The sequence below is a fragment of the Niallia oryzisoli genome, from assembly GCF_043641075.1.
Taxonomy (GTDB): domain Bacteria; phylum Bacillota; class Bacilli; order Bacillales; family Cytobacillaceae; genus Bacillus_BD; species Bacillus_BD oryzisoli_A.
In genome coordinates this window covers 22,017-44,314 of sequence record NZ_JBHZRC010000014.1, presented here as the reverse complement: position 1 = coordinate 44,314, position 22,298 = coordinate 22,017, and the positions used below count along the sequence as shown (strand labels likewise).

Here is a 22,298-nt window from a genome sequence, read left to right as displayed (position 1 = left end):
TATTCACAAAATATTACCTTTTATTATTTTAAAATCTTTATTGGTTTTTTCACAAACTCAGATTATAATAAAAAGTATGGTTTTGTGTGTATTTTTTTGAAATGGATTTGTCGAAGTTTGGAAGGTATGAAGGAGACTGGGTTCATGAGTCAAAATCGTCGCCCTTTCAAAGCCATTGCCTTAATGTCAGCCATAATGTCGCAGCTAGTCGGCACCATTTTAGTTGGCATTTTCCTGGGAAGATGGTTGGATGGTCTAATCGGCACAGCGCCATTATTTTTAATACTTGGCTTGCTTGCAGGATTGGTAACAGGAATCGTCGCAATTTTCCGCACGATACAACATTTTTACCGGGAGAACGATGAATAATGCTACAATTTAAAACGATGTTCATGAGAGAGCGCAAATACATAGTTTATTTGTTGGCGATTTACGTGCTGGGATGGGGCTTTACTTCCTATCAAGCAGTTTTTTTAGGACTCATACTTGGTACAAGCCTGAGCCTTTTTAATTTGTGGCTTTTAGTAAGAAAGATTGATCAATTTGGCGAAGTGATGGAAAAGGGCGGAAAGATGCGATCGCTCGGAATGCTATCACGAATGGCAGCAGCCATATTCGCTGTATTGCTGGCGGTGGAATATCCTGAGTATATCCATCTTATTTCTGTGATTATTGGATTAATGACATCATATCTTGTCATTATGATAGATAGTTTTCTACAGCTTTTTCAATCGCAAAAATAGTAGGGGAAGAGAGGTGAATAACAGATGAATCATGAAGCTCCTATGTATGAGTTTCTAGGCTTAAATTTCAATTTAGCCAACGTATTGATGATTACAGTCGCAAGTGTTATTGTATTTATCATTGCAGTTCTTTCTACCAGAAGACTTGCCATGAAGCCGACTGGCATGCAAAACTTCATGGAGTGGGTCATGGATTTTGTCAAAGGTATTATTAATAGTAGTATGGATTGGAAGACTGGCGGTAGGTTCCATGTATTAGGAATCACTATCATCATGTATATTTTTGTATCAAACATGCTTGGGTTGCCGTTTTCAATTTCATATGACGGAGTACTGTGGTGGAAATCACCAACAGCTGACCCTACTGTTACACTAACTTTAGCAGCCATGATTATTGGTTTATCACATTATTATGGTGTTAAGTTAAGGGGAGTAGGAGCATACGGGAAAGAGTTTTTCAAACCGTTTTGGTTCATGTTCCCAATTAAGATTATCGAGGAATTCGCTAACACATTAACGTTAGGTCTTCGTCTTTACGGTAATATCTACGCGGGGGAAATCCTGCTTGGACTTCTAGCCGGAGGTCTGGCAACAGGTGTAGGCGGCACAATCGCAGCTATCATCCCAACGCTTGCATGGCAAGGCTTCTCAGTCTTTGTCGGCGCAATCCAATCATTTATCTTCACCATGTTAACAATGGTTTATCTATCTCACAAAGTTAGTTCAGACCATTAATAATATATACCCTGTTCATACTATGGACAATAAAGAATACAATTTTCATAAATTTAAGGAGGAACTTTATAATGGGTCTTTTAGCAGCAGCAATAGCAATCGGTTTAGCAGCACTTGGTGCCGGTATCGGTAACGGTCTTATCGTATCTCGTACAGTTGAAGGTATGGCACGTCAGCCAGAAGCAAAAGGTATGTTACAAACTACAATGTTCATCGGGGTTGCGTTAGTTGAGGCGATTCCTATCATCGCGGTTGTTATTGCGTTCATGGTTATCGGTGGCTAATACAGTCAGAACGATGGTTAAAATGGCGAAGATATCTTTTAGAACCTTCGCCTTTCCTTTATCTTTTTTTTGTACTAATGCATGAATAATGTAAAAACGTGTTAATTCAATCTGGAAATCATTCGAATTTCTATAAATGAAAGTAATGAAGTGCTAAACTCTTGAAGGGAGTGAATCGAGGGTGTTAACAAACGGTCTAGTATTAGGTTCGACTGCACATGCAGGCTTTAACAGCGGGGATATTATATTCCAACTTGTTATGTTCATTATATTGATGGCTTTATTGAAAAAATTCGCTTGGGGTCCGTTAATGGGAATCATGAAACAACGTGAAGACCATATCGCGGGTGAAATCAGTGCGGCTGAACAAAGTCGTGTTGAGTCCAAGAAACTTTTAGAAGAGCAGCGTGCATTATTGAAGCAAGCGCGTACAGAAGCTCAAGAGTTAGTTGAGAGTGCGAAAAAGCAAGGCGATGTACAGCGTGAAGAAATTATCACAGCTGCACGTGCTGAAGCAATTCGCTTGAAAGAAAATGCGAAGCTTGAGATTAACCAGCAAAAGGAGCAGGCAGTTGCGGCTATCCGCGAGCAAGTGGCTTCTTTATCCGTATTAATTGCTTCTAAAGTAATTGAAAAGCAATTAAATGAAAAAGATCAAGAAAAATTGATTAACGAATACATTCAACAGATAGGAGAAGAGCGATGAGTAATTCAGCAGTAGCAAACCGCTATGCGTACGCTCTTTTCCAACTTGCAAAAGAAAAAAAACTTCTTGAACCAATGGAAGAAGAACTTCGTGTAGTGAGAGAAGTAGTAAGTGGAAATACGGGATTAAATACAGTTTTGAAATCACCTAAGGTTTCAAAGCAGGAAAAAGAACAGTTGATTAAGAAGTCCTTTTCAGCTGTGAATCCGTATGTGCTAAATACTCTATTAATTCTCATTGACCGCCATCGTGAAGATGAAATTGCTCAAGTGGCAGATCAATTTATTACATTAGCTAATGAAGAAAAGGGAATTGCGGAAGCAACAGTTTTTTCCACTCGTCTTTTAACAGAAGAGGAAAGCAAGGCACTTTCTTCAACATTTGCAGCTAAAGTAGGTAAGAAATCTCTTCGTATTGAAAATAAAGTTGATTCCAATTTGCTCGGCGGAGTGAGAGTCCGCATCGGAAACCGTATTTTTGATGGCAGCCTTAAAGGCAAGCTTGAGCGTTTGGAACGTCAATTGTTACGCTAAGTAAGTAGATAGGGGTGAAACTCATGAGCATCAAAGCTGAAGAAATAAGCGCGCTGATAAAAAAGCAGATTGAAAATTATCAGTCAGAAATTCAAATGAGTGATGTAGGTACGGTTATCCAAGTCGGTGACGGTATCGCCCGTGCTCATGGCCTCGACAATGTCATGGCTGGAGAGCTTCTTGAATTTTCAAACGGCGTTATGGGTTTAGCGCAAAACCTTGAAGAAAATAACGTCGGTATCGTTATCTTAGGACCATACTCAGATATCCGTGAAGGCGATGAAGTTCGCCGTACAGGCCGTATCATGGAGGTTCCAGTTGGTGAAGAACTAATTGGACGTGTCGTGAATCCAATCGGACAACCTGTAGATGGATTAGGTCCAATCAATACAACAAAAACTCGTCCAATCGAATATTTAGCACCGGGCGTAATGGATCGTAAATCCGTTCATGAGCCATTACAAACTGGTATTAAAGCGATCGACGCTCTTGTTCCAATCGGACGCGGACAGCGTGAGTTAATCATCGGTGACCGTCAAACAGGTAAAACATCTGTTGCGATTGATACAATCTTAAACCAAGCTGATCAAAACATGATTTGTATCTATGTTGCGATTGGTCAAAAAGAATCAACAGTCCGTGGGGTTGTTGAAACATTACGTAAAAACGGAGCATTAGATTATACAATCGTTGTAACTGCATCTGCGTCACAACCAGCTCCATTACTATATCTTGCACCGTATGCCGGCGTTGCGATGGGTGAAGAATTCATGTTAAACGGTAAGCACGTTCTTATCGTATATGATGATTTAACAAAGCAAGCTTCTGCATACCGTGAATTATCATTATTACTTCGTCGTCCTCCAGGTCGTGAAGCGTATCCAGGGGATGTATTCTATCTGCACTCACGTTTACTAGAGCGTGCGGCAAAATTAAGTGATGCAAAAGGCGCTGGTTCAATCACAGCACTTCCATTCATCGAAACACAAGCAGGGGACGTTTCTGCTTATATTCCAACAAACGTTATTTCAATCACAGACGGACAAATCTTCTTGCAGTCTGACTTATTCTTCTCTGGTGTACGTCCAGCGATCAACGCCGGTCTATCCGTATCCCGTGTTGGAGGATCTGCACAGATTAAAGCGATGAAGAAGGTTGCTGGTACACTTCGTCTTGACCTTGCTTCATACCGTGAGCTTGAAGCATTCGCACAGTTCGGTTCAGACCTTGATGCTGCAACAAAAGCGAAGCTAGAGCGTGGTGCGCGTACGGTTGAGGTACTTAAGCAAGACTTGAACAAGCCGTTAAAGGTTGAAAAGCAGGTTGCCATTCTTTACGCATTAACACGTGGACACCTTGATGATATCCCAGTTGGCGACATCCGCCGCTTTGAAGCTGAGTTCTTAGCTTGGTTAGACCAAAACCGTAAAGAAGTAATCTTAGATCATATTGCAACAACAAAAGAACTACCTTCTGACGATGATATGAAATCTGCGATCAACGATTTCAAAAAGACATTCGCAGTATCTGAGTAATAAATCGTACGATTAGAAATGCCAACCATAATGGTTGTATCAAGGGTGGTGAAAACCTATGGCATCTTTACGCGACATAAAGTCACGTATTACTTCTACTAAAAAGATGAGTCAAATTACAAAAGCCATGCAGATGGTATCTGCTGCGAAAATGAACCGTGCAGAACAAAATGCCCGTGCTTTTGTACCTTATATGGAAAAGATTCAGGAGGTCACAACCTCTGTTGCACTTGGAGCAAAGGATTCTAATCATCCGATGTTAAAATCACGTCCAGTTAAGAAGACAGGTTATATTGTCATCACTGCTGACCGTGGCTTAGCCGGATCCTATAATAGTAATATTTTGCGTCAAGTCCATCAAACAATTAAGGAGCGTCACAAGTCAAATGATGAGTTTTCCATCATTGCACTTGGCCGTGTAGGACGCGACTTTTTCAAAAAAAGAGGCATGAATGTCATCCTGGATATTGTTGGTCTTCATGATCAGCCTTCTTTTTCAGATATAAAGGACTTTACAAATAATGCTGTTAACATGTTTGCTGATGGTACATTTGACGAATTGTATCTGTACTACAGTCACTACGTCAATGCCATCAAGTATGATGTGACAGAGAAGAAATTGCTTCCATTCGGAGACTTAGCTGCTAATTCAGGTAAACTAACTTCTTATGAGTTTGAGCCTTCTGCAGAAGAAATCCTGGAAGTATTGCTGCCGCAATATGCTGAAAGCTTGATTTACGGAGCCGTACTTGACAGTAAAGCAAGTGAGCACGCAGCACGTATGACAGCGATGAAGAGTGCGACGGATAACGCAAATGATATTATTCATAACTTGAGTTTGAGTTACAACCGTGCACGTCAGGCTGCGATTACACAAGAGATTACAGAAATCGTAGGCGGAGCCGCCGCCCTCGAATAAAGAAAATAAAATGGGGTTGTAGAGATGGTCGAAGGCTCTACCCCCTAAATTTTGTTTCATAGAACAATAGGAGGGAAAATGATGAACAAAGGACGCGTTGTTCAAGTTATGGGTCCGGTTGTTGACGTAAAGTTCCAAAGCGGTCAGCTTCCAGAGCTCAATAACGCATTGAGAATCGCATCTCGTAATGAAGATGTTGAAATCAACCTAACACTTGAAGTTGCTCTTCACCTAGGTGATGATACAGTTCGTACGATTGCGATGTCTTCAACAGATGGACTAACTCGCGGCGTTGAAGCTGTTGATACAGGTGCACCGATTTCTGTTCCTGTAGGTAACGTAACACTTGGTCGTGTGTTTAACGTATTAGGTGAGGCGATTGACTTAGGAGAACCACTTCCTGCGGATGCTCGCCGCGATGCAATTCACAGAGAAGCACCTAAATTCGAAGAGTTATCAACTGAAGTAGAAATTCTTGAAACTGGTATTAAAGTAGTAGACCTTCTTGCTCCATACATCAAAGGGGGGAAAATTGGTCTATTCGGTGGTGCGGGTGTAGGTAAAACCGTACTTATCCAGGAATTAATCAATAACATCGCGCAAGAGCACAGCGGTATTTCTGTATTCGCTGGTGTTGGTGAGCGTACTCGTGAAGGAAATGACCTTTTCTGGGAAATGACTGACTCAGGCGTTATCAAGCAAACAGCGATGGTATTCGGACAAATGAACGAGCCTCCTGGTGCACGTATGCGTGTTGCCTTGACTGGTTTGACAATGGCTGAATATTTCCGTGATGAGCAAGGACAAGACGTGTTATTGTTCATTGATAACATCTTCCGTTTTACACAAGCAGGTTCTGAGGTTTCTGCGTTACTTGGCCGTATGCCATCTGCCGTTGGTTACCAGCCGACACTTGCTACTGAAATGGGACGTTTACAAGAGCGTATCACTTCAACAAATAAAGGTTCTGTTACATCTATTCAAGCAATCTATGTACCTGCCGATGACTATACTGACCCGGCTCCGGCTACAACATTCGCTCACTTAGATGCAACAACAAACCTTGAGCGTAAGCTTTCTGAGATGGGTATCTACCCTGCGGTGGATCCACTTGCTTCAACTTCACGTGCATTGTCACCTGATATTGTTGGCGAAGCACATTATGATATAGCTCGTAGAGTACAATCTACACTACAAAAATATAGAGAATTACAGGATATCATCGCGATGTTAGGTATGGATGAGCTTTCTGATGAAGATAAGCTTGTCGTAGCTCGTGCGCGTCGTATCCAAAACTTCTTATCACAAAACTTCCACGTTGCTGAGCAATTTACAGGACAACCAGGTTCATACGTTCCTGTAAAAGAAACAGTAAAAGGCTTCAAGGAAATCCTTGAAGGTAAATACGATCACTTACCAGAGGATGCATTCCGTCTAGTAGGCCGTATTGAAGAAGTTGTGGAAAAAGCAAAACAAATGGGTGTAGAGGTATAATTTCGGACCAGGAGGGTAAAAAATGAAGACGATCAAAGTCAGTGTTGTTACTCCCGACGGCCCGGTGTATGAGTCAGATGTAGAGATGATTAGTACAAAAGCTCAAAGTGGAGAGCTGGGAATTTTACCTGGCCATATCCCAATGGTAGCCCCATTACAAATCGGATCCGTTCGTCTGAAAAATGGGGGTAATACAGAATTCGTAGCAGTAACTGGCGGATTGTTAGAGGTTCGTCCAGATCAAGTAACGATTCTTGCCCAAGCTGCCGAAACAGCAGAACATATCGATTTAGAACGCGCACTAAAGGCCAAAGAACGTGCGGAACATCGTCTAAACGAAGTAAAACAATCCAACGTTGATTTCAAGCGTGCTGAGCTTGCTCTAAAACGTGCGATCAACCGGATTAACGTTCAAAAGAGAGATTTTTAATAGATAATAAGATGCCCCATTCCTTGTCTGGAGTGGGGTTTTTACTTTGTGTTTAGGCTATTAACGCAAATGGCTTTATGCATAGGAGTTATAAGAAGATCTAATTTCGTAGTGCTTTATCGATAGCTTCCTTTATTGCAGAATATCCACGCATTACACCTTCATTTTAATCCAAATTCTTCATCGTTATCGAATCTATAATAATAGAAGAAACATTAATCCATAGGGATAAAAATGTACCACGCCATTCCCTACTAGATGAAAAGAAAATTTGCAAATTGAAAAAGCTCCTTATTAAACATAACCAACCCGTGCTATCTCATATAATTGAACAATATGGTATTTAGAATACTGAGTTAATCAGAGGAGTACAATGCTTAAGCTGTCAGCTGTTTGAAATAAAGTAGATCTCTTATTCATGGCTCTCTCCAAACTGCCATACCACCTCTAAAACAGCACATATGAAAACAATTGAAGAATATCTTTTATTGAATCATTCTATGACTAATCGTCAATGTAAAGATTTTATAAATCTATCATCACCGGATACAGTGTATCGTCTCATCCAGCAACTGAAATTACCTAACAATGGAAATAACAAGGGTCGAAAATACTGTTTAGAGTTAAAATAAGAATGAAAGGTTGTTTCATGAATAAGTTAAGTTTAGAAAGGGTTTTGTATGGAAAGTGGTTCAATAGTAGTCTTGTCAATTCCATATTTTACAAGAAAAATATACAAATTTATCTACTAAAACTGTTATGTCGACACCAAATTGTAACGGTGTTATAATGATATCGGTTACAATTTTAACTTTTCAGATAACAAAAAGGAGGAGCTGAGGCATGGATTTATTGAATGTTTACCAAAATAATTATTTAATGGTTTTTATATTTTTACTCCTAGGTATAATCTTGCCAATCGTAGCGTTATTCTTTGGAAAGTTACTAAGACCGCATAAACCTGAAGAAGCAAAGTATACCACCTATGAAAGTGGAATCGATCCATATGGTGATTCGCGGGTTCAATTCAATATCGCGTACTATATTTTCGCACTCATGTTTGTTATTTTTGACGTTGAAACAGTATTTTTGTATCCGTGGGCGGTCGCCTATGAACAGCTTGGCATTTTCGCGTTGATTGAAATGCTAATCTTTGTTGTAATGCTAGTCATCGGACTAATATACGCATGGAAAAAGAAGGTGTTAAAGTGGAATTAAAATATGATGGTTTTTCGTCAGATGAAATGGAAGAGATTAAACGCAATATCTTCTTATCTACGCTTGAAAATGTAAAGGGCTGGGCAAGAAGCAGTTCCATGTGGCCGTTGTCGTTTGGTCTTGCCTGCTGTGCGATTGAGATGATGGGAACAGGTGGAGCGCATTATGATTTTGACCGTTTTGGTGTCATCTTCCGGGCTTCTCCTCGTCATGCAGACGTGATGATTGTTGCTGGAACAGTAACGAAAAAAATGGCACCTATTTTAAAAAGACTATACGATCAAATGCCGGAGCCAAAATGGGTTATCGCTATGGGATCATGTGCAATTGCAGGCGGACCATATGTAAAATCGTATTCCGTCGTCAAAGGGGTCGATCAAATTGTCCCTGTTGATGTATACATACCAGGTTGCCCACCAAACCCGGCTGCACTCATTTACGGAGTTAATAAATTGAAGGAGAAAATCCGCTATGAGGCAAAAACCGGGAAGAAGGTGATGTAACAAATGAGTGGAGAAAAGGACATAGAACAATTAAAAAAGGAAGCCGCTGCGAAGGCGAAGGCAGCAGCTGCCGCTAAAGCCAAGGCAGCTGCACAGGCAAAGCTGAAGGCCGAGGAGCAGGCAGAATCACTAAAAGAGACTGAGGCAAGCGCCCCAGCAGATGATTTAGCAAAGCAAAAGGCCGCTGCTGCGGCTAAAGCAAAAGCCGCTGCACTAGCGAAGGCGAAAGCAAAGGAGCAGGCAGGTGAGTCTTCCGGTTCGGATGATGACGAGGCAAAGGCCAAGGCGAAAGCCGCAGCAGTTGCAAAAGCGAAGGCCGCCGCAGCAGCGAAGGCAAAAGCGGCAGCTGGCGGAGGAGATGCCGGCGATGAAAAAGCAAAAGCAATTGCCGCCGCAAAGGCAAAGGCCGCCGCCGCAGCAGCTGCAAAAGCGAAAGCCGCTGGAGGTGGGGACTCCGAGCCTGCTGAAGAAGTAGAAATGGCTAAGCCGTCACCAAACCAGCCTTATTTGGACAAATATGTCAAGGTGATTGAAGAGCATATCGGAAAAGAGGCAATCGAGGAAAGCTATATTAACAAGCTGGCCAAAGACATGCCAACGCTGATTCTTCGTAAAGAGTACTATTATAAAGTGACTGAATATCTCAAATATAATGAACAGCTAAGCTTTGATTATTTGTCAGAGCTCCATGGTACTGATTTTCAAACACATATGGAAGTTTACGTAAGCTTATATTCTTATAAAAACTCCCAACCTATTGCTATCAAGGTAAAACTTGACCGGGATCAGCCTGAAATTGAGTCGCTTGTACCTCTGTGGGCTGGCGCAAACTGGCCTGAATGTGAAGCATATGATCTATTGGGGATTAAGTTCCTGGGACACCCTGATCTCCATCGCATTATGCTGGGAGAGGAATGGATTGGTCACCCTCTCCGTAAAGATTATGAGCCATATGATGTGGAGGTATAAGCAATGTTAAGAACGGAAGAAATGTTGTTAAATGTCGGGCCTCAGCACCCTAGTACGCACGGCGTATTCCGAATTGTTTTGAAAATAGATGGTGAAATCATAAAAGAAGCAAAGCCGGTCATCGGCTATCTCCATCGCGGTACAGAAAAATTGGCGGAGAATCTGCAGTATACGCAAATCATTCCGTATACAGATAGAATGGACTACGTTGCGGCTATGACTAATAACTATGTCCTCTGTCATGCCGTTGAGACAATGATGGGGCTTGAAATACCAGAACGAGCTGAATATTTAAGGGTTATCGCGATGGAGCTGAATCGAGTGGCAAGCCACCTTGTTTGGTGGGGCACCTATTTACTTGATATTGGTGCAACCAGCCCATTCATTTATGCCTTCCGGGATCGCGAAATGATTTTAAATCTGCTGAATGAGCTTTCCGGCGGCCGGATGACGTTTAACTATATGCGTGTCGGCGGCGTGAAATGGGATGCTCCAGATGGCTGGATTGATAAAGTCAGAGAATTTGTTCCATATATGCGTGAACAATTGAAGGGATACCATCAGCTGGTAACAGGAAATGAAATTTTTCTAAACCGTGTAAAAGGCGTTGGTGTGATTACACCGGAGGAAGCTCTCCAATATTCATTAAGCGGTACCAATCTTCGCAGTACGGGAGTGAAATGGGACTTACGTAAAAATGAGCCGTATTCTATTTATGACCGCTTTGAATTTGATGTTCCCGTTCAAACGACCGGCGATTGCTGGGCACGCTATCAGGTGCGGTTAGCTGAAATTGAAGAAACGCTTAAAATTATTGAACAAGCTGTTGAGCAATTTCCGAAGGATGGAGCGATATTAGCCAAAGTGCCGAAAATTATTAAGGCACCGGTTGGGGAGACATATGTCAGAATTGAGTCTCCACGTGGAGAAATCGGCTGCTATATTGCCAGTGACGGGAAAAAGGAACCGTACCGCTTGAAATTTAGACGTCCATCATTCTATAACCTTCAAATTCTCCCAAAACTGCTTGTTGGGGAAAATATATCAAACTTAATCGTCATTCTAGGGGCTACTGATATTATCCTTGGGGAGGTTGATGGGTGATGATGGCAGATCTGTTAAACTCGAGTCCAAGTCTCGTCAATTTTGGGATTTTCTTTTTACTAGCAACGTTATTCTTATTTGTTGTTCTCGGTTACGTAACCTATGTTATCCTCGCAGAGCGTAAAGTAATGGGATTTATGCAGCTTCGGATTGGTCCCAACCAGCTTGGGGGAAAATGGGGACTGTTACAGACAGCAGCGGATGTTTTGAAGCTTCTTTTAAAAGAAGATATCATTCCAAAGCTTGCTGATAAGCCGTTGTATATCCTGGCGCCGGTGATTGCGTTTGCACCATCGTTTATGGTGGTTGCGGTAATTCCGTTTACGGATAAATTTTATTTTGCGGATATTGGCGTCGGTTTGCTTTATTATATTGCGATTTCCGGTATTACCGTGCTTGGAATGGTGACTGCAGGATGGGCATCCAACAATAAATATGCTTTGCTTGGTGCGATGCGCGGTGCGGCACAAATGATTTCCTATGAAATTCCATTGGTCATGTCCGTTTTAGGCGTCATTTTATTAACGGGAAGCCTAAATCTGATGGATATTGTCACTGCACAGCAAAATGGATGGTATGTCATTGTACAGCCAATTGGCTTTATCCTATTCTTTATTTCAGCTGTTGCTGAACTAAACCGGATTCCATTTGACCTTCCAGAATCAGAGTCAGAGCTTGTTTCGGGATATCACGTAGACTATTCCGGTTTCCGATTTGCATTTTTCATGCTGACAGAATATACGTATATGTTTGCTATGTCTGCGTTAATTGTTGTTTTATTCTTAGGAGGCTGGCTGCCGCTTCCATTCCTCGGCTTTATCCCGGGTGCGGTCTGGTTCGCGTTGAAATTTAGTGTTGTCACATTCGTTCTACTGTGGCTGCGCTCAACATTCCCGCGTGTCCGCCCAGATCAGCTGATGGAATTTGCCTGGAAAGTATTACTGCCAATCGCCTTGGCTAATATCTTCCTAACAGCACTTATCAAAGAAATTATCAATCTATTCTAAGGGAGCTATACGTTACCACGTTAAAGCACCGGGGGTCAGACCCCCAGAACGTTACCGCGTTAAAGTGGCGGGGGACTGTCCCCCAATAGTTTAACGTGCTAAAGCGAAGGGGGAGCAGTACACCCCATTTACTTAAGAGGTGATCACATGATTGGATTAATGAAAGGTTTGGCGTATACGCTGAAGAATATGTCTCGTGAGAAGATGACGTATGATTATCCGAATGAATCGATCCCGCTGCCTGATCGTTTTCGTGGAATACAGAAGTTTTACCCGGAGAAATGTATTGTCTGTAATCAATGTGCCAATATATGTCCGACTGACTGTATTAACTTGACAGGGAAGAAGCATCCAGATCCAACGAAAAAGGGGAAAGTGATCGACACATATGATATAAACTTTGAAATTTGTATTCTATGCGATTTATGTACCGAGGTTTGTCCAACGGAAGCCATTATTATGACGAATAACTTTGAGCTATCCGAGTACAGCCGCGATGATTTATTTAAAAACCTCGAATGGCTTGATGAGAACGATGAGAATATTCGGCAGGTGAATAAACCATGAGTGGAGAATTTCTCGCATTTATCATACTCGCTTTTATAGCCGTTTCAGGCGGTGTCCTTCTGCTAAATCTGACAAAGGTGGTTCATATGGTGTTAGCATTAGTAGCCACTTTTATCAGTATTGCCGGGATCTATATTCTCTTATCAGCAGAATTCCTAGCGGTCGTTCAAATTCTCATCTATTCTGGTGCCATTACGATTATCATGCTATTTGGAATCATGTTAACGCGTCATGATGATCAAGAGGAGCCAAAGGGAGGCTGGGGCAAGAAGATTACGCTCTTCCTCGGTGTAGTAGCCTTTGCAGCTGTTGTGTATTTAGGAATTTATAATTTGGATTTCCCATTGCTTGATCAGGAGCTTCATGTAAATAACACAGAGCAAATTGGTGTGGCCCTTTACACAAAATATATTATTCCTTTTGAATTAACATCGATTGTTCTGTTAGTGGCTCTGATCGGGGCTATTATTCTGGCAAAAAGAGATAATGAAAAGGAGGCCGATGAAAAATGAGTTCTTCCGTACCTATTTCGGCATTTCTAGCATTGGCCTTGATCCTTTTCTGTATTGGCCTTTACGGTGCATTGACAAAGCGGAATACCGTCATTGTCTTAATCTCAATCGAATTAATGTTAAATGCCGTTAATATTAATCTAGTTGCCTTTAGCAAGCTGGGTGTGGCTCCGTCCATTAACGGGCAGATTTTCGCCTTATTCAGCATGGCCGTAGCGGCTGCCGAAGCGGCGATTGGATTAGCCATTTTGATGGCTCTTTATCGTAATAGAAAAACCGTTAATATTGATGAAATGGACACGATGAAGCACTAAACTAAACAAAGCTTCAGAGTTTATGAGGAGAACGGAAGGAAGGATCATTTTTTCCGGAAAAGCCCAGCATCTGGGTACCTCAAAAAGGGGGATCTGAATTTGATGGAAAGCGCATGGATCATACCGCTTTTCCCGCTACTATCGTTTCTACTTCTCGTCCTTTTCGGCAAGCGGCTTAAAGAGGCAAGTTCCTATATTGCCATTCTACTGGCATTCGCCTCGTTAATTTATTCAGTGTTGGTGCTTTTTGACCGTATCGTGGGCCCAACCTTTAAATCAGAAGCAGTTTGGCTGAAAATCGGGGAATTAGAGCTTACAGTGGGATTTGAAGTCAATCAATTAAATGCATTAATGTTAGTCATCGTCTCACTTGTCAGCTTTCTTGTACATACATATTCAGCAGGGTATATGAAAGGTGACGACCGATTTTCTGTATTTTATTCCTATTTAGGTTTGTTTACATTTTCAATGCTCGGACTTGTTCTTTCACCCAATTTACTGCAAACCTATATTTTCTGGGAATTAGTCGGTTTAGGTTCATTCCTGTTAATCGGATTTTATTTTTACAAAGAAGAAGCGAAGGCTGCTGCAAAAAAAGCCTTCATTATGACCCGTATCGGCGACGTAGGTCTGTTGATCGGGATGATTCTCTTATTCTGGCAGGTTGGCAGCTTTGAATATGATCGGATTTTTGATGCCGTATCAAATGATGCTATCAGTCAGGGGATGATTACACTGACAGCCATCCTTATTTTTATCGGAGCAGTCGGAAAATCAGGTCAGTTCCCGCTTCACACATGGCTGCCGGATGCAATGGAAGGTCCGACGCCGGTATCTGCACTTATCCACGCCGCAACAATGGTTGCTGCCGGTGTGTATTTAGTCGCATCCTTGTTCCCGTTATTCATGGCAAGTGAAACAGCCTTGATGACTGTTGCGGTAATCGGGGGCATTACAGCGATTTTTGCCGCTACCATTGCCCTTACGCAAAAGGATATTAAGAGAGTGCTAGCTTACTCAACCGTCAGCCAGCTGGGCTATATGATGCTTGCGCTTGGTTCTGCGGGCTATGTAGCAGGTGTGTTCCATTTAACAACACACGCGTTCTTTAAAGCGTTATTATTCCTAGCGGCAGGTAGCGTGATTCACGCTGTTCATACGCAGGATATTGAAAAAATGGGCGGACTTTGGAAAAAGATTCCGAAAACAAGCATGCTGTTTTTAATCGGTACAATGGCTATCAGTGGTGTGCCGTTACTTTCAGGTTTCTTCAGTAAGGATGAAATTCTCGTAGCAACCTGGAATGCAGGCCATCCAGTCCTGTTCACTTTAGCAGTCATTACAGCATTTTTAACCGCTTTTTATATGTTCCGTTTATTCTTTATGGTCTTTTCAGGCGAAGCAAGAGAAAAGGTGGAAAATGTTCACGAATCACCGTCAGCGATGACGTTGCCAATGATGATCCTTGGTGTCTTAGCGGTTGTGGCCGGCTATATGAACACACCATGGTTTGGCACCTTTTTAGGCGATTGGTTAACAGAAGGCAACGAGCTGCTTGGCCACCATGGTCATGAGGAAGCGCCGATTTGGATTATGCTCGTAGCGACCATCGTTTCACTTTTAGGAATTTATCTTGCATGGTTAATTTATGGAAAAAAATCCATTTACCGCGATTGGTTATCAAGAAGATTTCCGCTTGCCTACAGTGTTTCGTATAACAAATGGTTTATTGATGAGCTTTATGAATTCATTTTTGTTAATCTAGCAAAGGTATTCAGCTTATTTCTGCAATACATTGAATGGTTCATTGTTGAAGGGTTAGTCAAACTCGTACAGGGAATAATTACTTCACTTTCGAATGTTGGATCAAAGGTGCAAAACGGACAAATCCAAATGTATGGAGCCTTCGCCTTCATCGGGTTGGCTATCCTGGTTGTCATCTATGCCGTAACAGGGGGGTATTTTAAATGAGTCTATTATCGTTCTTGATTTTCTCCCCTCTTATTGGAGTGTTAGTGCTATTATTTATTCCAAAAACGCAGGAAAAGCTGCTGAAGGGTATCGGTTTTTTAGCAACGATTCCAGCTCTTGTGATTTCGTTAAGTTTATTTTTCCAATACCGCTCAGGGCTTGATTTGGCGAGTTTGAGCGAAAAGCTGGACTGGATTGCATTTAAAAATGCGATTCAATACGGTGATTTATTTACGATTAAATATGAGCTTGGCGTTGACGGCTTCCAGCTCGTACTGCTCGTGTTAACAGCAGTCGTGGCTACACTTGCTAGCATTGCTTCGGTTCATATAAAAGAAGAATGGAAGGGCTATTTCATGCTGTTCCTCTTGCTGGAAGCAGGCATGCTCGGTGTATTTGCCGCTGAGAACTTAGTGCTATTCTTCCTATTCTTCGAAATGACACTGATCCCAACCTTCTTCTTAATTGGAAAATGGGGTTATCAGGAAAAGGAAAAAGCTGCATATAGCTTCTTGATTTATAACGGGCTTGGTTCCGCGATTCTTTTGATTGTCATTATCGTGTTCTTTGCTCGTACAGGGACAACGAATATCGAGGCATTACAGGCGATCATGACATCAGACAATCCGCAGCTTTTGAGCAGTATGTCTGAAGACCTGAAGCTTGGCTTGTTCATTGCCCTACTAATAGCTTTCGGCGTGAAGCTTCCAATTTTTCCATTGCATAGCTGGATGGTACGCGTGCACGTTCAAGCACCGCCATCAATTGTTATGATTCACTCTGGTATTCTTTTAAAAATTGGTGCTTACGGTTTAATCCGCTTTGGTATGGGAATTTTCCCAGAGCAGTTTAAAGAGCTAGCTGTACTCCTGGCGGTACTTGGCGTGATCAACCTGTTGTACGGGGCATTCCTTGCTTTTGTACAAAAGGATTTCAAAATGGTGTTAGCTTATTCTTCGATTTCTCATATGGGAATTGTGTTAATCGGATTAGGTGCCTTAAATGAAGCAGGTATACAGGGAGCGGTTTTCCAGGTCGTTTCACACGGATTAATTTCAGCCTTGCTCTTCTTCTTAGTCGGTGTTTTTTACGAAAGAACACAAACAACCGAGTTCGAAAAGCTTGGCGGAATGGCAAAGGCGATGCCGATTACAGCAGGATTCTTACTTGCTGGCGGGATGGCATCACTTGGATTACCGGGGATGTCCGGCTTTGTCAGCGAATTTATGGCATTCCTAGGTTTGTTTAAAGAAATGCCGGTGCTTGCCGCTGTTGGGGCACTTGGAATCATTATGACGGCTGTCTATTTGCTTCGCGCAGTGCTTGGCATTACGTATGGAACTGCAAACTGGGAGTGGTACGGAGCAAAGGACCTACGTGCGGTTGAGTTCGTACCAGCCATTGTGTTACTTGCTTTGATTGTGTTAATTGGTGTGTACCCAACTATACTGAGCGAGCCGCTGCAGTCAACATTAGAAACTATTATGCTTAGGATCGGAGGGTGATGAAGGATGGATCTCGAAACATTGTTATCATTTGAATGGGGTATCATGATGCCTGAGTTCATCATCCTTGGGGTCTTGACGGTTATTACCCTTTTAGATTTATTCATGCCAAGAAAGCAGAACCGCAAAATCCTCGGCTGGATTGGTTTTGTCGGCATTTTGGCTGCAATTGTATCCTTGGCTGGTTTACTGGATAAGGATGTTACAGCGATTTTATATGATACCTTCAGACTTGATGCGTTTGCGAAGGCCTTCAAGCTGATCCTGCTTTGTGGCGCTGGGTTTGTTATGCTGCTGGCTATCAGTTATGAGCCGAAGGAAGGCATGAAGGAATATCGAGGAGAATTTTTCTATCTGTTCTTAGCAGCATTGCTGGGCGCCATGATTATGACGTCAAGCGGTGACCTGATTACGCTATATGTAGGCCTTGAACTCTTATCGATTTCTTCCTATATATTAGCAGGTATTCGCAAAACAAATCTGCAGTCCAATGAATCTGCGATGAAATATGTGGTAAACGGAAGCTTATCCTCTGCCATTACATTGTTCGGTATGAGCTATGTGTTCGGGTTAACGGGCACAACCAATTTGGCTGAAATGCGAAATGTACTAATGGCGATTAATGATTCGCAGCAGGTATACTTACTCGTGATTGCCTTCTTAATGATCTTTGTTGGCTTATCGTTTAAAATTGCCGCTGCACCGTACCATATGTGGGCACCGGATGTATACCAAGGGGCACCAACACCTGTTACCGCATTTTTAAGCGTTGTGTCAAAGGCAGCAGGCTTTGCATTGATTGTCCGAATCATTCTTTCTATATTTGCGAGTGCAGCTACAAATGGTCCTGGCTCACCGTCCATTCTGGTGGATATGGAGCATTACATCGCGTTTATCGCAGCCGCAACGATGATTATTGGAAACGTGGTGGCATTGCGTCAGAAAAACATCAAGCGTTTATTTGCATACTCAAGCGTTGCGCATGCCGGTTATCTGCTGGTAGCCGTCGCAGCGTTATCACTATTTATGTTTGATTCCTTATGGTTCTATTTGGTGGCCTATCTGTTCATGAACATGGGTGCCTTTGCGATTATTCAGGTGGTAACGGAAAAGTCCGATTCGGAGGACTTGAGTCACTTTGCCGGCCTGTATAAGCGCGCACCGTGGCTTGCGGTGGCAATGGGCGTCTTGGTTCTGTCTCTTGCTGGAATCCCGGGTACTGCCGGTTTTATCGGAAAGCTGAATATCATCACAGGCGCACTCGTCCGCGAGCAGGCTAACTATGTCTTAGTTGGAATTATGATAGCCACAACTGTGGTATCTTATGTGTACTACTTCAGAATTTTGGCTCAGGTCTTCTTCAAACCAGCTCCTGAGGGAAAAGAAAATGAGCGCATCAAAATTCCAGTCACAACCGGAATCGTCATCCTCATCTGTGTGGTAGCAAGCGTCCTATTCGGTATCTTCCCGAACCTGGCATTCGACTTCCTACAAAACCAGTTCTACGAATTTGGCGACTTTCTACAATAAATTAAAGTGATAAAAGAAGGAGCTGAGATCATCGAGATTTCAGCTCCTTTTTTTGGAGAAGCAGGAAGCAGGGGGACGGTTCTCCTGCTTTCTTCGAGAGACGAAGGAAGCGGAAGAACCGTCCCGCTGCTTTATTTTCCTTTTTGGGTCAACATTTCATTTTTCGTTCATATGCTTAAGTATGAGGAGTGAAAGCTATGAAAAATGGACAGGAACAGTTTGAGATCGAGACGCTTATGCATATTAGAAATAGACTTGATTATATTTACTCCATTTCTAAAAAGCACAATCATGACAATCCTGAGCTAATGGACACGATTGCAAGCTTAGCTTCCATCGCAAAAATGTTTGCACAAATTAATATTGAAGAGATAAATGGGAAGGTCGAGACATTAAGCCCTCAAGGTTACATTGTGCGAAATCTAGGAAACTCGTTTTCCAGGATGCAGGATTATGAAAAACAAAAGAGCGAAGACTTTCCAAAATGGAAGCTGTAAAGCAGCAGTCTTAGTTTTCAGCATTTGTTAATCAATAAATACCTGAAAAGCGCCTAGTTTGGCGCTTTTTTTATTGGAAACAGAGGAGCATGGGGACGGTTCTCCTGCTTCCTTCGGGAGACGAAGGAAGCGAAAGAACCGTCCCCATGCTTCAAAATTTTTTTCATAGTACCCCCATAAAATGATTGTTTGCTTCGAAAAGTATTGGTAGGTCATGGCTTTTTGGGGATCTTCTGAAATATTTTAGAAATATTTTTGTAATATTTGAAACCTTTTGATGGATTGATTCGTTTAATATGGGGACTGCTAAGTTTCTGCTTTTTAAAGAATACTCCAATAGCATAATAAGCATTTTTATGTGAGAGTGATGGAAAAGTGTGGTAAAATAGTGGTTGGATTGTAAAAAAAGGAGCTGATGTTAGTGATAACGGAGTATGGACCTCAAGCGATATTGAGCATTCTTTCGCATCTTGTCTTTATCGCGGTATCGTGGTGGGCTCTGATGGCCATTAACTTTGAAAAGTTTCTGCGTCCCAATCGGGTGTTTCAAGCGAGATTGCTCTATATATTATTATCGATTGCAATCGGTTCAATCGTTAGCAACTTTTTCCTCGACTATCTAGCATGGTCACAGCAGCTTCCACTTTTATTGGAATAGAATTTTGGAAAAAGATAGGTCTTCATACACGTTTCCAATGTGAAGATTATTGGTACAATTCAATTTGGTATGTTGTAAACCTAACTCATGCGTACATAGACATCATTTTGTGCATTTTTTTACAAAGTCATTGTCAAAAAGTGACGGTATTTCATGGGTATGTAACTTCCCCTCTTGGTAACAATGGTAATAAGGGTTAGGGGAGGAGTACGGCACATGAAAAAGATAATATATGTAGTTGTCACTTTAACAGCGGTTGGAATGATTCTATTGAACATGGCCAGTGCAAAGGGTAAAGGAGAACTGGATCTCTTTAAAATGGCTTCTGTGTTACAAGGCCAGAATATTATCATCAATAAATGGTCGTTACATGCAAGACAAGATTTGGAAAATGTCCAAGCACAGGAGAAGATGAATGAGTTAAGCCAGCAGTATCCCGATCTGAAATGGAAAATTTCTGATGTGAATGAAAAATGGGAAGCGAAGGCCGTTATGGCAAGTGGCAATGGCTTGAAGGAAACACTGCGAATTCTATCCACCGGCGAAGGTGACCATCTGCAAAGCTATTTAATTTATGAGGTTACTGGTGAAGGCTGGAAAAAGGATACGAGGGAATTTATAAAGAAAGCGGTTGTCGAAAAAATTAGCGGCATATTTCATGAAAAAGCCATTATTTTCTCTTGTATATATAGTGAGTTCGGTGATAAGATGAATAAGTCTTTGCCGAGTCATGTAAACGACCTGATGCAGGCATTTGAGGCAAAAGAAGTCGAGACACTTGAAGAGGACTCCTTTATATCGACAACAGCATATTCGAAATTTTTCTCAGAATCGATTAAAGGGCAATCAGAAGAGATGAACCTACAACTTGGAGTAAGAACTCAAGGATTGGGCGGCAAGACTACCCTTGTAGTTGGCACACCAATCATAACGGTTGAATATTAATATAGAGATAATGGACGCGGAGGGGAATACTTTGGAAAAAATCATCGTCCGTGGCGGAAAAAGGTTAAGCGGGACCGTCAAAGTAGAGGGGGCCAAAAACGCTGTTTTACCTGTTATCGCCGCAACACTATTAGCAAGTGATGGAAAAAGCGTAATTCGGGATGTACCTACACTCTCCGATGTATATACCATCAATGAAGTATTGCGTTTTCTTGGTGCCGAAGTGGCATTTAAAGATAACACTGTGATCGTGGATGCATCAGAAGAGTTAAAGGTAGAAGCACCGTTTGAATATGTTCGTAAAATGAGAGCATCTGTTTTAGTGATGGGTTCTCTTTTAGCAAGAAATGGCCGTGCAAGAGTAGCATTACCTGGCGGCTGTGCAATAGGATCACGTCCGATTGACCAGCACTTAAAAGGCTTTGAAGCTATGGGTGCAACGGTTAAAGTCGGAAATGGATTTATTGAAGCAGAAGTAGATGGCCGCTTACACGGTGCAAAAATTTATTTGGATTTCCCAAGCGTGGGCGCAACGGAAAATATTATGATGGCAGCTGTTCTTGCTGAAGGAACAACCATCATCGATAACGTTGCAAAAGAGCCGGAAATCGTTGACTTAGCAAACTTCCTGAACAAAATGGGTGCTAAAGTCAAAGGTGCAGGTACGGGTACAATTAAAATTGAAGGTGTGAATGTGCTATTTGGTGCTGATCACAACATCATTCCAGACCGTATTGAAGCCGGAACCTTTATGGTAGCTGCCGCTATTACTGGTGGAGATGTACTTGTAAAGGGTGCAGTTCCTGAGCATTTAACATCTCTTATCGCAAAAATGGAAGAGATGGGCGTAAAAATCATTGAAGAGGCTGAAGGTCTTCGTATAATTGGAACGGATAACCTGAAGGCGGTTGACATCAAAACAATGCCGCACCCTGGTTTCCCAACAGATATGCAATCACAAATGATGGCGTTATTGCTTCAGGCAAAGGGAACTTCTATGATTACTGAGACGGTTTTTGAAAATCGTTTTATGCATGTAGAAGAATTCCGTAGAATGAATGCGGATTTGAAAATTGAAGGACGTTCTGTTGTGATTAATGGACCTGCGAACCTGCAAGGTGCAGAAGTTTCTGCTACAGACCTTCGCGCAGCAGCAGCATTAATCGTGTCCGGACTTGTCGCTGACGGTATGACACGTGTTACAGAACTTAAGCACTTAGATCGAGGCTACGTAAACTTCCACGAGAAATTGGCTTCCCTTGGTGCCGATATCGAAAGAGTCAAAGAAGAAGTAGAAGAAATCAACTACGACAAAAAATATATCACCGATCTGAATGCATAAACCCAACTATAGCTCTTAGAAAAACCGCATGGAATCCGTATGCGGTTTTTTTGCGTTTGGAAGCGGAGGGACGGTTCTTCTGCTTCCCAAAAAACCTCTGACTTTTATGTTAAACTGAGCAGGATTGTCATGTCCTGAATGTTGTTAGTTACTCTTACAAGTTTTTTTGTTAAGTTAACGGGATTCTCAAACCCTAGTATAATCCCCATTAATTCCTCTCCATATATTATTATTACCCAAAAAAATGAAAAATATGCATACAACAAATTTAGTCATA

25 protein-coding genes are annotated in these 22,298 nt (G+C 42.0%); all 25 read left to right on the top strand.

The genetic code is table 11. From position 1 onward, the window contains the following. Positions 1–144: 144 nt before the first annotated feature. The 25 genes from ACHUFV_RS23900 to murA all read left to right on the top strand — a co-directional run bounded on the left by ACHUFV_RS23900 (position 145) and on the right by murA (position 22,021). Positions 145–369 carry an AtpZ/AtpI family protein gene (locus tag ACHUFV_RS23900; RefSeq protein ID WP_394238585.1) on the top strand — a complete coding sequence of 75 codons (225 nt, stop codon included), beginning with the start codon at positions 145–147 and terminating at the stop codon, positions 367–369. Further along, positions 369–743: an ATP synthase subunit I gene (locus ACHUFV_RS23895; RefSeq protein WP_394238584.1), complete on the top strand. Its 375-nt coding sequence runs from the start codon at positions 369–371 to the stop codon at positions 741–743. The genes ACHUFV_RS23900 and ACHUFV_RS23895 overlap by 1 nt, the downstream gene beginning before the upstream one ends. Positions 744–767: 24 nt before the next feature. Beyond that, the gene (atpB, locus tag ACHUFV_RS23890) at positions 768–1,478 is read left to right on the top strand and encodes a F0F1 ATP synthase subunit A (protein ID WP_394238583.1); all 711 of its coding nucleotides are present in this window, start codon (positions 768–770) and stop codon (positions 1,476–1,478) included. Between the two features lie 71 nt (positions 1,479–1,549). Next, positions 1,550–1,762: a F0F1 ATP synthase subunit C gene (gene atpE / locus ACHUFV_RS23885; RefSeq protein ID WP_071393288.1), complete on the top strand. Its 213-nt coding sequence runs from the start codon at positions 1,550–1,552 to the stop codon at positions 1,760–1,762. Between the two features lie 181 nt (positions 1,763–1,943). Next, a complete protein-coding gene (gene atpF, locus ACHUFV_RS23880; RefSeq protein ID WP_394238581.1) occupies positions 1,944–2,468 on the top strand; it encodes a F0F1 ATP synthase subunit B in 525 nt (174 codons plus the stop codon). Beyond that, positions 2,465–3,001 (top strand): F0F1 ATP synthase subunit delta, encoded by a 537-nt coding sequence (locus ACHUFV_RS23875; RefSeq protein ID WP_394238579.1) that lies wholly within the window; start codon positions 2,465–2,467, stop codon positions 2,999–3,001. The genes atpF and ACHUFV_RS23875 overlap by 4 nt, the downstream gene beginning before the upstream one ends. Positions 3,002–3,024: 23 nt before the next feature. Continuing rightward, positions 3,025–4,536, top strand: a complete 1,512-nt coding sequence (atpA, locus tag ACHUFV_RS23870) for a F0F1 ATP synthase subunit alpha (RefSeq protein ID WP_394238577.1) — start codon at positions 3,025–3,027, stop codon at positions 4,534–4,536. 58 nt (positions 4,537–4,594) lie between these two features. Beyond that, a complete protein-coding gene (locus ACHUFV_RS23865) occupies positions 4,595–5,455 on the top strand; it encodes a F0F1 ATP synthase subunit gamma (protein WP_394238575.1) in 861 nt (286 codons plus the stop codon). A gap of 81 nt (positions 5,456–5,536) precedes the next feature. After that, positions 5,537–6,949, top strand: coding sequence for a F0F1 ATP synthase subunit beta (gene atpD / locus ACHUFV_RS23860; RefSeq protein ID WP_394238574.1), 1,413 nt, complete (start codon positions 5,537–5,539; stop codon positions 6,947–6,949). Between the two features lie 22 nt (positions 6,950–6,971). Then, positions 6,972–7,379 (top strand): F0F1 ATP synthase subunit epsilon, encoded by a 408-nt coding sequence (locus ACHUFV_RS23855; protein WP_394238572.1) that lies wholly within the window; start codon positions 6,972–6,974, stop codon positions 7,377–7,379. Positions 7,380–8,222: 843 nt separating this feature from the next. Continuing rightward, positions 8,223–8,597: an NADH-quinone oxidoreductase subunit A gene (locus ACHUFV_RS23850; protein WP_394238570.1), complete on the top strand. Its 375-nt coding sequence runs from the start codon at positions 8,223–8,225 to the stop codon at positions 8,595–8,597. A gap of 26 nt (positions 8,598–8,623) precedes the next feature. Beyond that, positions 8,624–9,100 carry a NuoB/complex I 20 kDa subunit family protein gene (locus ACHUFV_RS23845; RefSeq protein ID WP_394238672.1) on the top strand — a complete coding sequence of 159 codons (477 nt, stop codon included), beginning with the start codon at positions 8,624–8,626 and terminating at the stop codon, positions 9,098–9,100. Between the two features lie 3 nt (positions 9,101–9,103). Continuing rightward, positions 9,104–10,069, top strand: a complete 966-nt coding sequence (locus ACHUFV_RS23840; protein WP_394238568.1) for an NADH-quinone oxidoreductase subunit C — start codon at positions 9,104–9,106, stop codon at positions 10,067–10,069. A 3-nt stretch (positions 10,070–10,072) separates the two neighbouring features. Further along, the gene (locus tag ACHUFV_RS23835) at positions 10,073–11,173 is read left to right on the top strand and encodes an NADH-quinone oxidoreductase subunit D (protein WP_394238567.1); all 1,101 of its coding nucleotides are present in this window, start codon (positions 10,073–10,075) and stop codon (positions 11,171–11,173) included. Beyond that, positions 11,173–12,180: an NADH-quinone oxidoreductase subunit NuoH gene (gene nuoH, locus ACHUFV_RS23830; RefSeq protein ID WP_394238670.1), complete on the top strand. Its 1,008-nt coding sequence runs from the start codon at positions 11,173–11,175 to the stop codon at positions 12,178–12,180. The genes ACHUFV_RS23835 and nuoH overlap by 1 nt, the downstream gene beginning before the upstream one ends. Positions 12,181–12,327: 147 nt before the next feature. Then, positions 12,328–12,747, top strand: a complete 420-nt coding sequence (gene nuoI, locus ACHUFV_RS23825) for an NADH-quinone oxidoreductase subunit NuoI (protein WP_394238565.1) — start codon at positions 12,328–12,330, stop codon at positions 12,745–12,747. Then, positions 12,744–13,259 (top strand): NADH-quinone oxidoreductase subunit J, encoded by a 516-nt coding sequence (locus tag ACHUFV_RS23820; protein ID WP_394238563.1) that lies wholly within the window; start codon positions 12,744–12,746, stop codon positions 13,257–13,259. The genes nuoI and ACHUFV_RS23820 overlap by 4 nt, the downstream gene beginning before the upstream one ends. Next, complete coding sequence (gene nuoK, locus ACHUFV_RS23815; protein WP_394238561.1) at positions 13,256–13,573, top strand: NADH-quinone oxidoreductase subunit NuoK; 318 nt, start codon at positions 13,256–13,258, stop codon at positions 13,571–13,573. The genes ACHUFV_RS23820 and nuoK overlap by 4 nt, the downstream gene beginning before the upstream one ends. 99 nt (positions 13,574–13,672) lie before the next feature. Next, the gene (gene nuoL, locus ACHUFV_RS23810) at positions 13,673–15,544 is read left to right on the top strand and encodes an NADH-quinone oxidoreductase subunit L (protein WP_394238558.1); all 1,872 of its coding nucleotides are present in this window, start codon (positions 13,673–13,675) and stop codon (positions 15,542–15,544) included. Then, positions 15,541–17,049 carry an NADH-quinone oxidoreductase subunit M gene (locus ACHUFV_RS23805; protein ID WP_394238556.1) on the top strand — a complete coding sequence of 503 codons (1,509 nt, stop codon included), beginning with the start codon at positions 15,541–15,543 and terminating at the stop codon, positions 17,047–17,049. Before nuoL ends, ACHUFV_RS23805 begins: the two co-directional genes overlap by 4 nt. Before the next feature lie 6 nt (positions 17,050–17,055). After that, on the top strand, positions 17,056–18,579 hold the full coding sequence (gene nuoN, locus ACHUFV_RS23800; protein WP_394238555.1) for an NADH-quinone oxidoreductase subunit NuoN: 1,524 nt from the start codon (positions 17,056–17,058) through the stop codon (positions 18,577–18,579). Positions 18,580–18,776: 197 nt separating this feature from the next. Beyond that, positions 18,777–19,076 (top strand): hypothetical protein, encoded by a 300-nt coding sequence (locus ACHUFV_RS23795; RefSeq protein WP_394238553.1) that lies wholly within the window; start codon positions 18,777–18,779, stop codon positions 19,074–19,076. A gap of 415 nt (positions 19,077–19,491) precedes the next feature. Then, a complete protein-coding gene (locus ACHUFV_RS23790) occupies positions 19,492–19,734 on the top strand; it encodes a DUF1146 family protein (protein ID WP_394238551.1) in 243 nt (80 codons plus the stop codon). 216 nt (positions 19,735–19,950) lie between these two features. Continuing rightward, entirely contained in the window at positions 19,951–20,679 is a 729-nt protein-coding gene (locus ACHUFV_RS23785) for a YwmB family TATA-box binding protein (protein ID WP_394238546.1), read from the top strand. A 31-nt stretch (positions 20,680–20,710) separates the two neighbouring features. Next, on the top strand, positions 20,711–22,021 hold the full coding sequence (gene murA, locus ACHUFV_RS23780) for a UDP-N-acetylglucosamine 1-carboxyvinyltransferase (RefSeq protein ID WP_394238544.1): 1,311 nt from the start codon (positions 20,711–20,713) through the stop codon (positions 22,019–22,021). The last annotated feature ends 277 nt before the right edge of the window (positions 22,022–22,298 follow it).

Coding starts and splice junctions, on each gene's coding strand:
- ACHUFV_RS23900 (WP_394238585.1), top strand. CDS start 145: ATGAGTCAAAATCGTCGCCCTTTCAAAGCCATTGCCTTAATGTCAGCC.
- ACHUFV_RS23895 (WP_394238584.1), top strand. CDS start 369: ATGCTACAATTTAAAACGATGTTCATGAGAGAGCGCAAATACATAGTT.
- atpB (WP_394238583.1), top strand. CDS start 768: ATGAATCATGAAGCTCCTATGTATGAGTTTCTAGGCTTAAATTTCAAT.
- atpE (WP_071393288.1), top strand. CDS start 1,550: ATGGGTCTTTTAGCAGCAGCAATAGCAATCGGTTTAGCAGCACTTGGT.
- ACHUFV_RS23875 (WP_394238579.1), top strand. CDS start 2,465: ATGAGTAATTCAGCAGTAGCAAACCGCTATGCGTACGCTCTTTTCCAA.
- atpA (WP_394238577.1), top strand. CDS start 3,025: ATGAGCATCAAAGCTGAAGAAATAAGCGCGCTGATAAAAAAGCAGATT.
- ACHUFV_RS23865 (WP_394238575.1), top strand. CDS start 4,595: ATGGCATCTTTACGCGACATAAAGTCACGTATTACTTCTACTAAAAAG.
- atpD (WP_394238574.1), top strand. CDS start 5,537: ATGAACAAAGGACGCGTTGTTCAAGTTATGGGTCCGGTTGTTGACGTA.
- ACHUFV_RS23855 (WP_394238572.1), top strand. CDS start 6,972: ATGAAGACGATCAAAGTCAGTGTTGTTACTCCCGACGGCCCGGTGTAT.
- ACHUFV_RS23850 (WP_394238570.1), top strand. CDS start 8,223: ATGGATTTATTGAATGTTTACCAAAATAATTATTTAATGGTTTTTATA.
- ACHUFV_RS23845 (WP_394238672.1), top strand. CDS start 8,624: ATGGAAGAGATTAAACGCAATATCTTCTTATCTACGCTTGAAAATGTA.
- ACHUFV_RS23840 (WP_394238568.1), top strand. CDS start 9,104: ATGAGTGGAGAAAAGGACATAGAACAATTAAAAAAGGAAGCCGCTGCG.
- ACHUFV_RS23835 (WP_394238567.1), top strand. CDS start 10,073: ATGTTAAGAACGGAAGAAATGTTGTTAAATGTCGGGCCTCAGCACCCT.
- nuoH (WP_394238670.1), top strand. CDS start 11,173: ATGATGGCAGATCTGTTAAACTCGAGTCCAAGTCTCGTCAATTTTGGG.
- nuoI (WP_394238565.1), top strand. CDS start 12,328: ATGATTGGATTAATGAAAGGTTTGGCGTATACGCTGAAGAATATGTCT.
- ACHUFV_RS23820 (WP_394238563.1), top strand. CDS start 12,744: ATGAGTGGAGAATTTCTCGCATTTATCATACTCGCTTTTATAGCCGTT.
- nuoK (WP_394238561.1), top strand. CDS start 13,256: ATGAGTTCTTCCGTACCTATTTCGGCATTTCTAGCATTGGCCTTGATC.
- ACHUFV_RS23805 (WP_394238556.1), top strand. CDS start 15,541: ATGAGTCTATTATCGTTCTTGATTTTCTCCCCTCTTATTGGAGTGTTA.
- nuoN (WP_394238555.1), top strand. CDS start 17,056: ATGGATCTCGAAACATTGTTATCATTTGAATGGGGTATCATGATGCCT.
- ACHUFV_RS23795 (WP_394238553.1), top strand. CDS start 18,777: ATGAAAAATGGACAGGAACAGTTTGAGATCGAGACGCTTATGCATATT.
- ACHUFV_RS23790 (WP_394238551.1), top strand. CDS start 19,492: ATGTTAGTGATAACGGAGTATGGACCTCAAGCGATATTGAGCATTCTT.
- ACHUFV_RS23785 (WP_394238546.1), top strand. CDS start 19,951: ATGAAAAAGATAATATATGTAGTTGTCACTTTAACAGCGGTTGGAATG.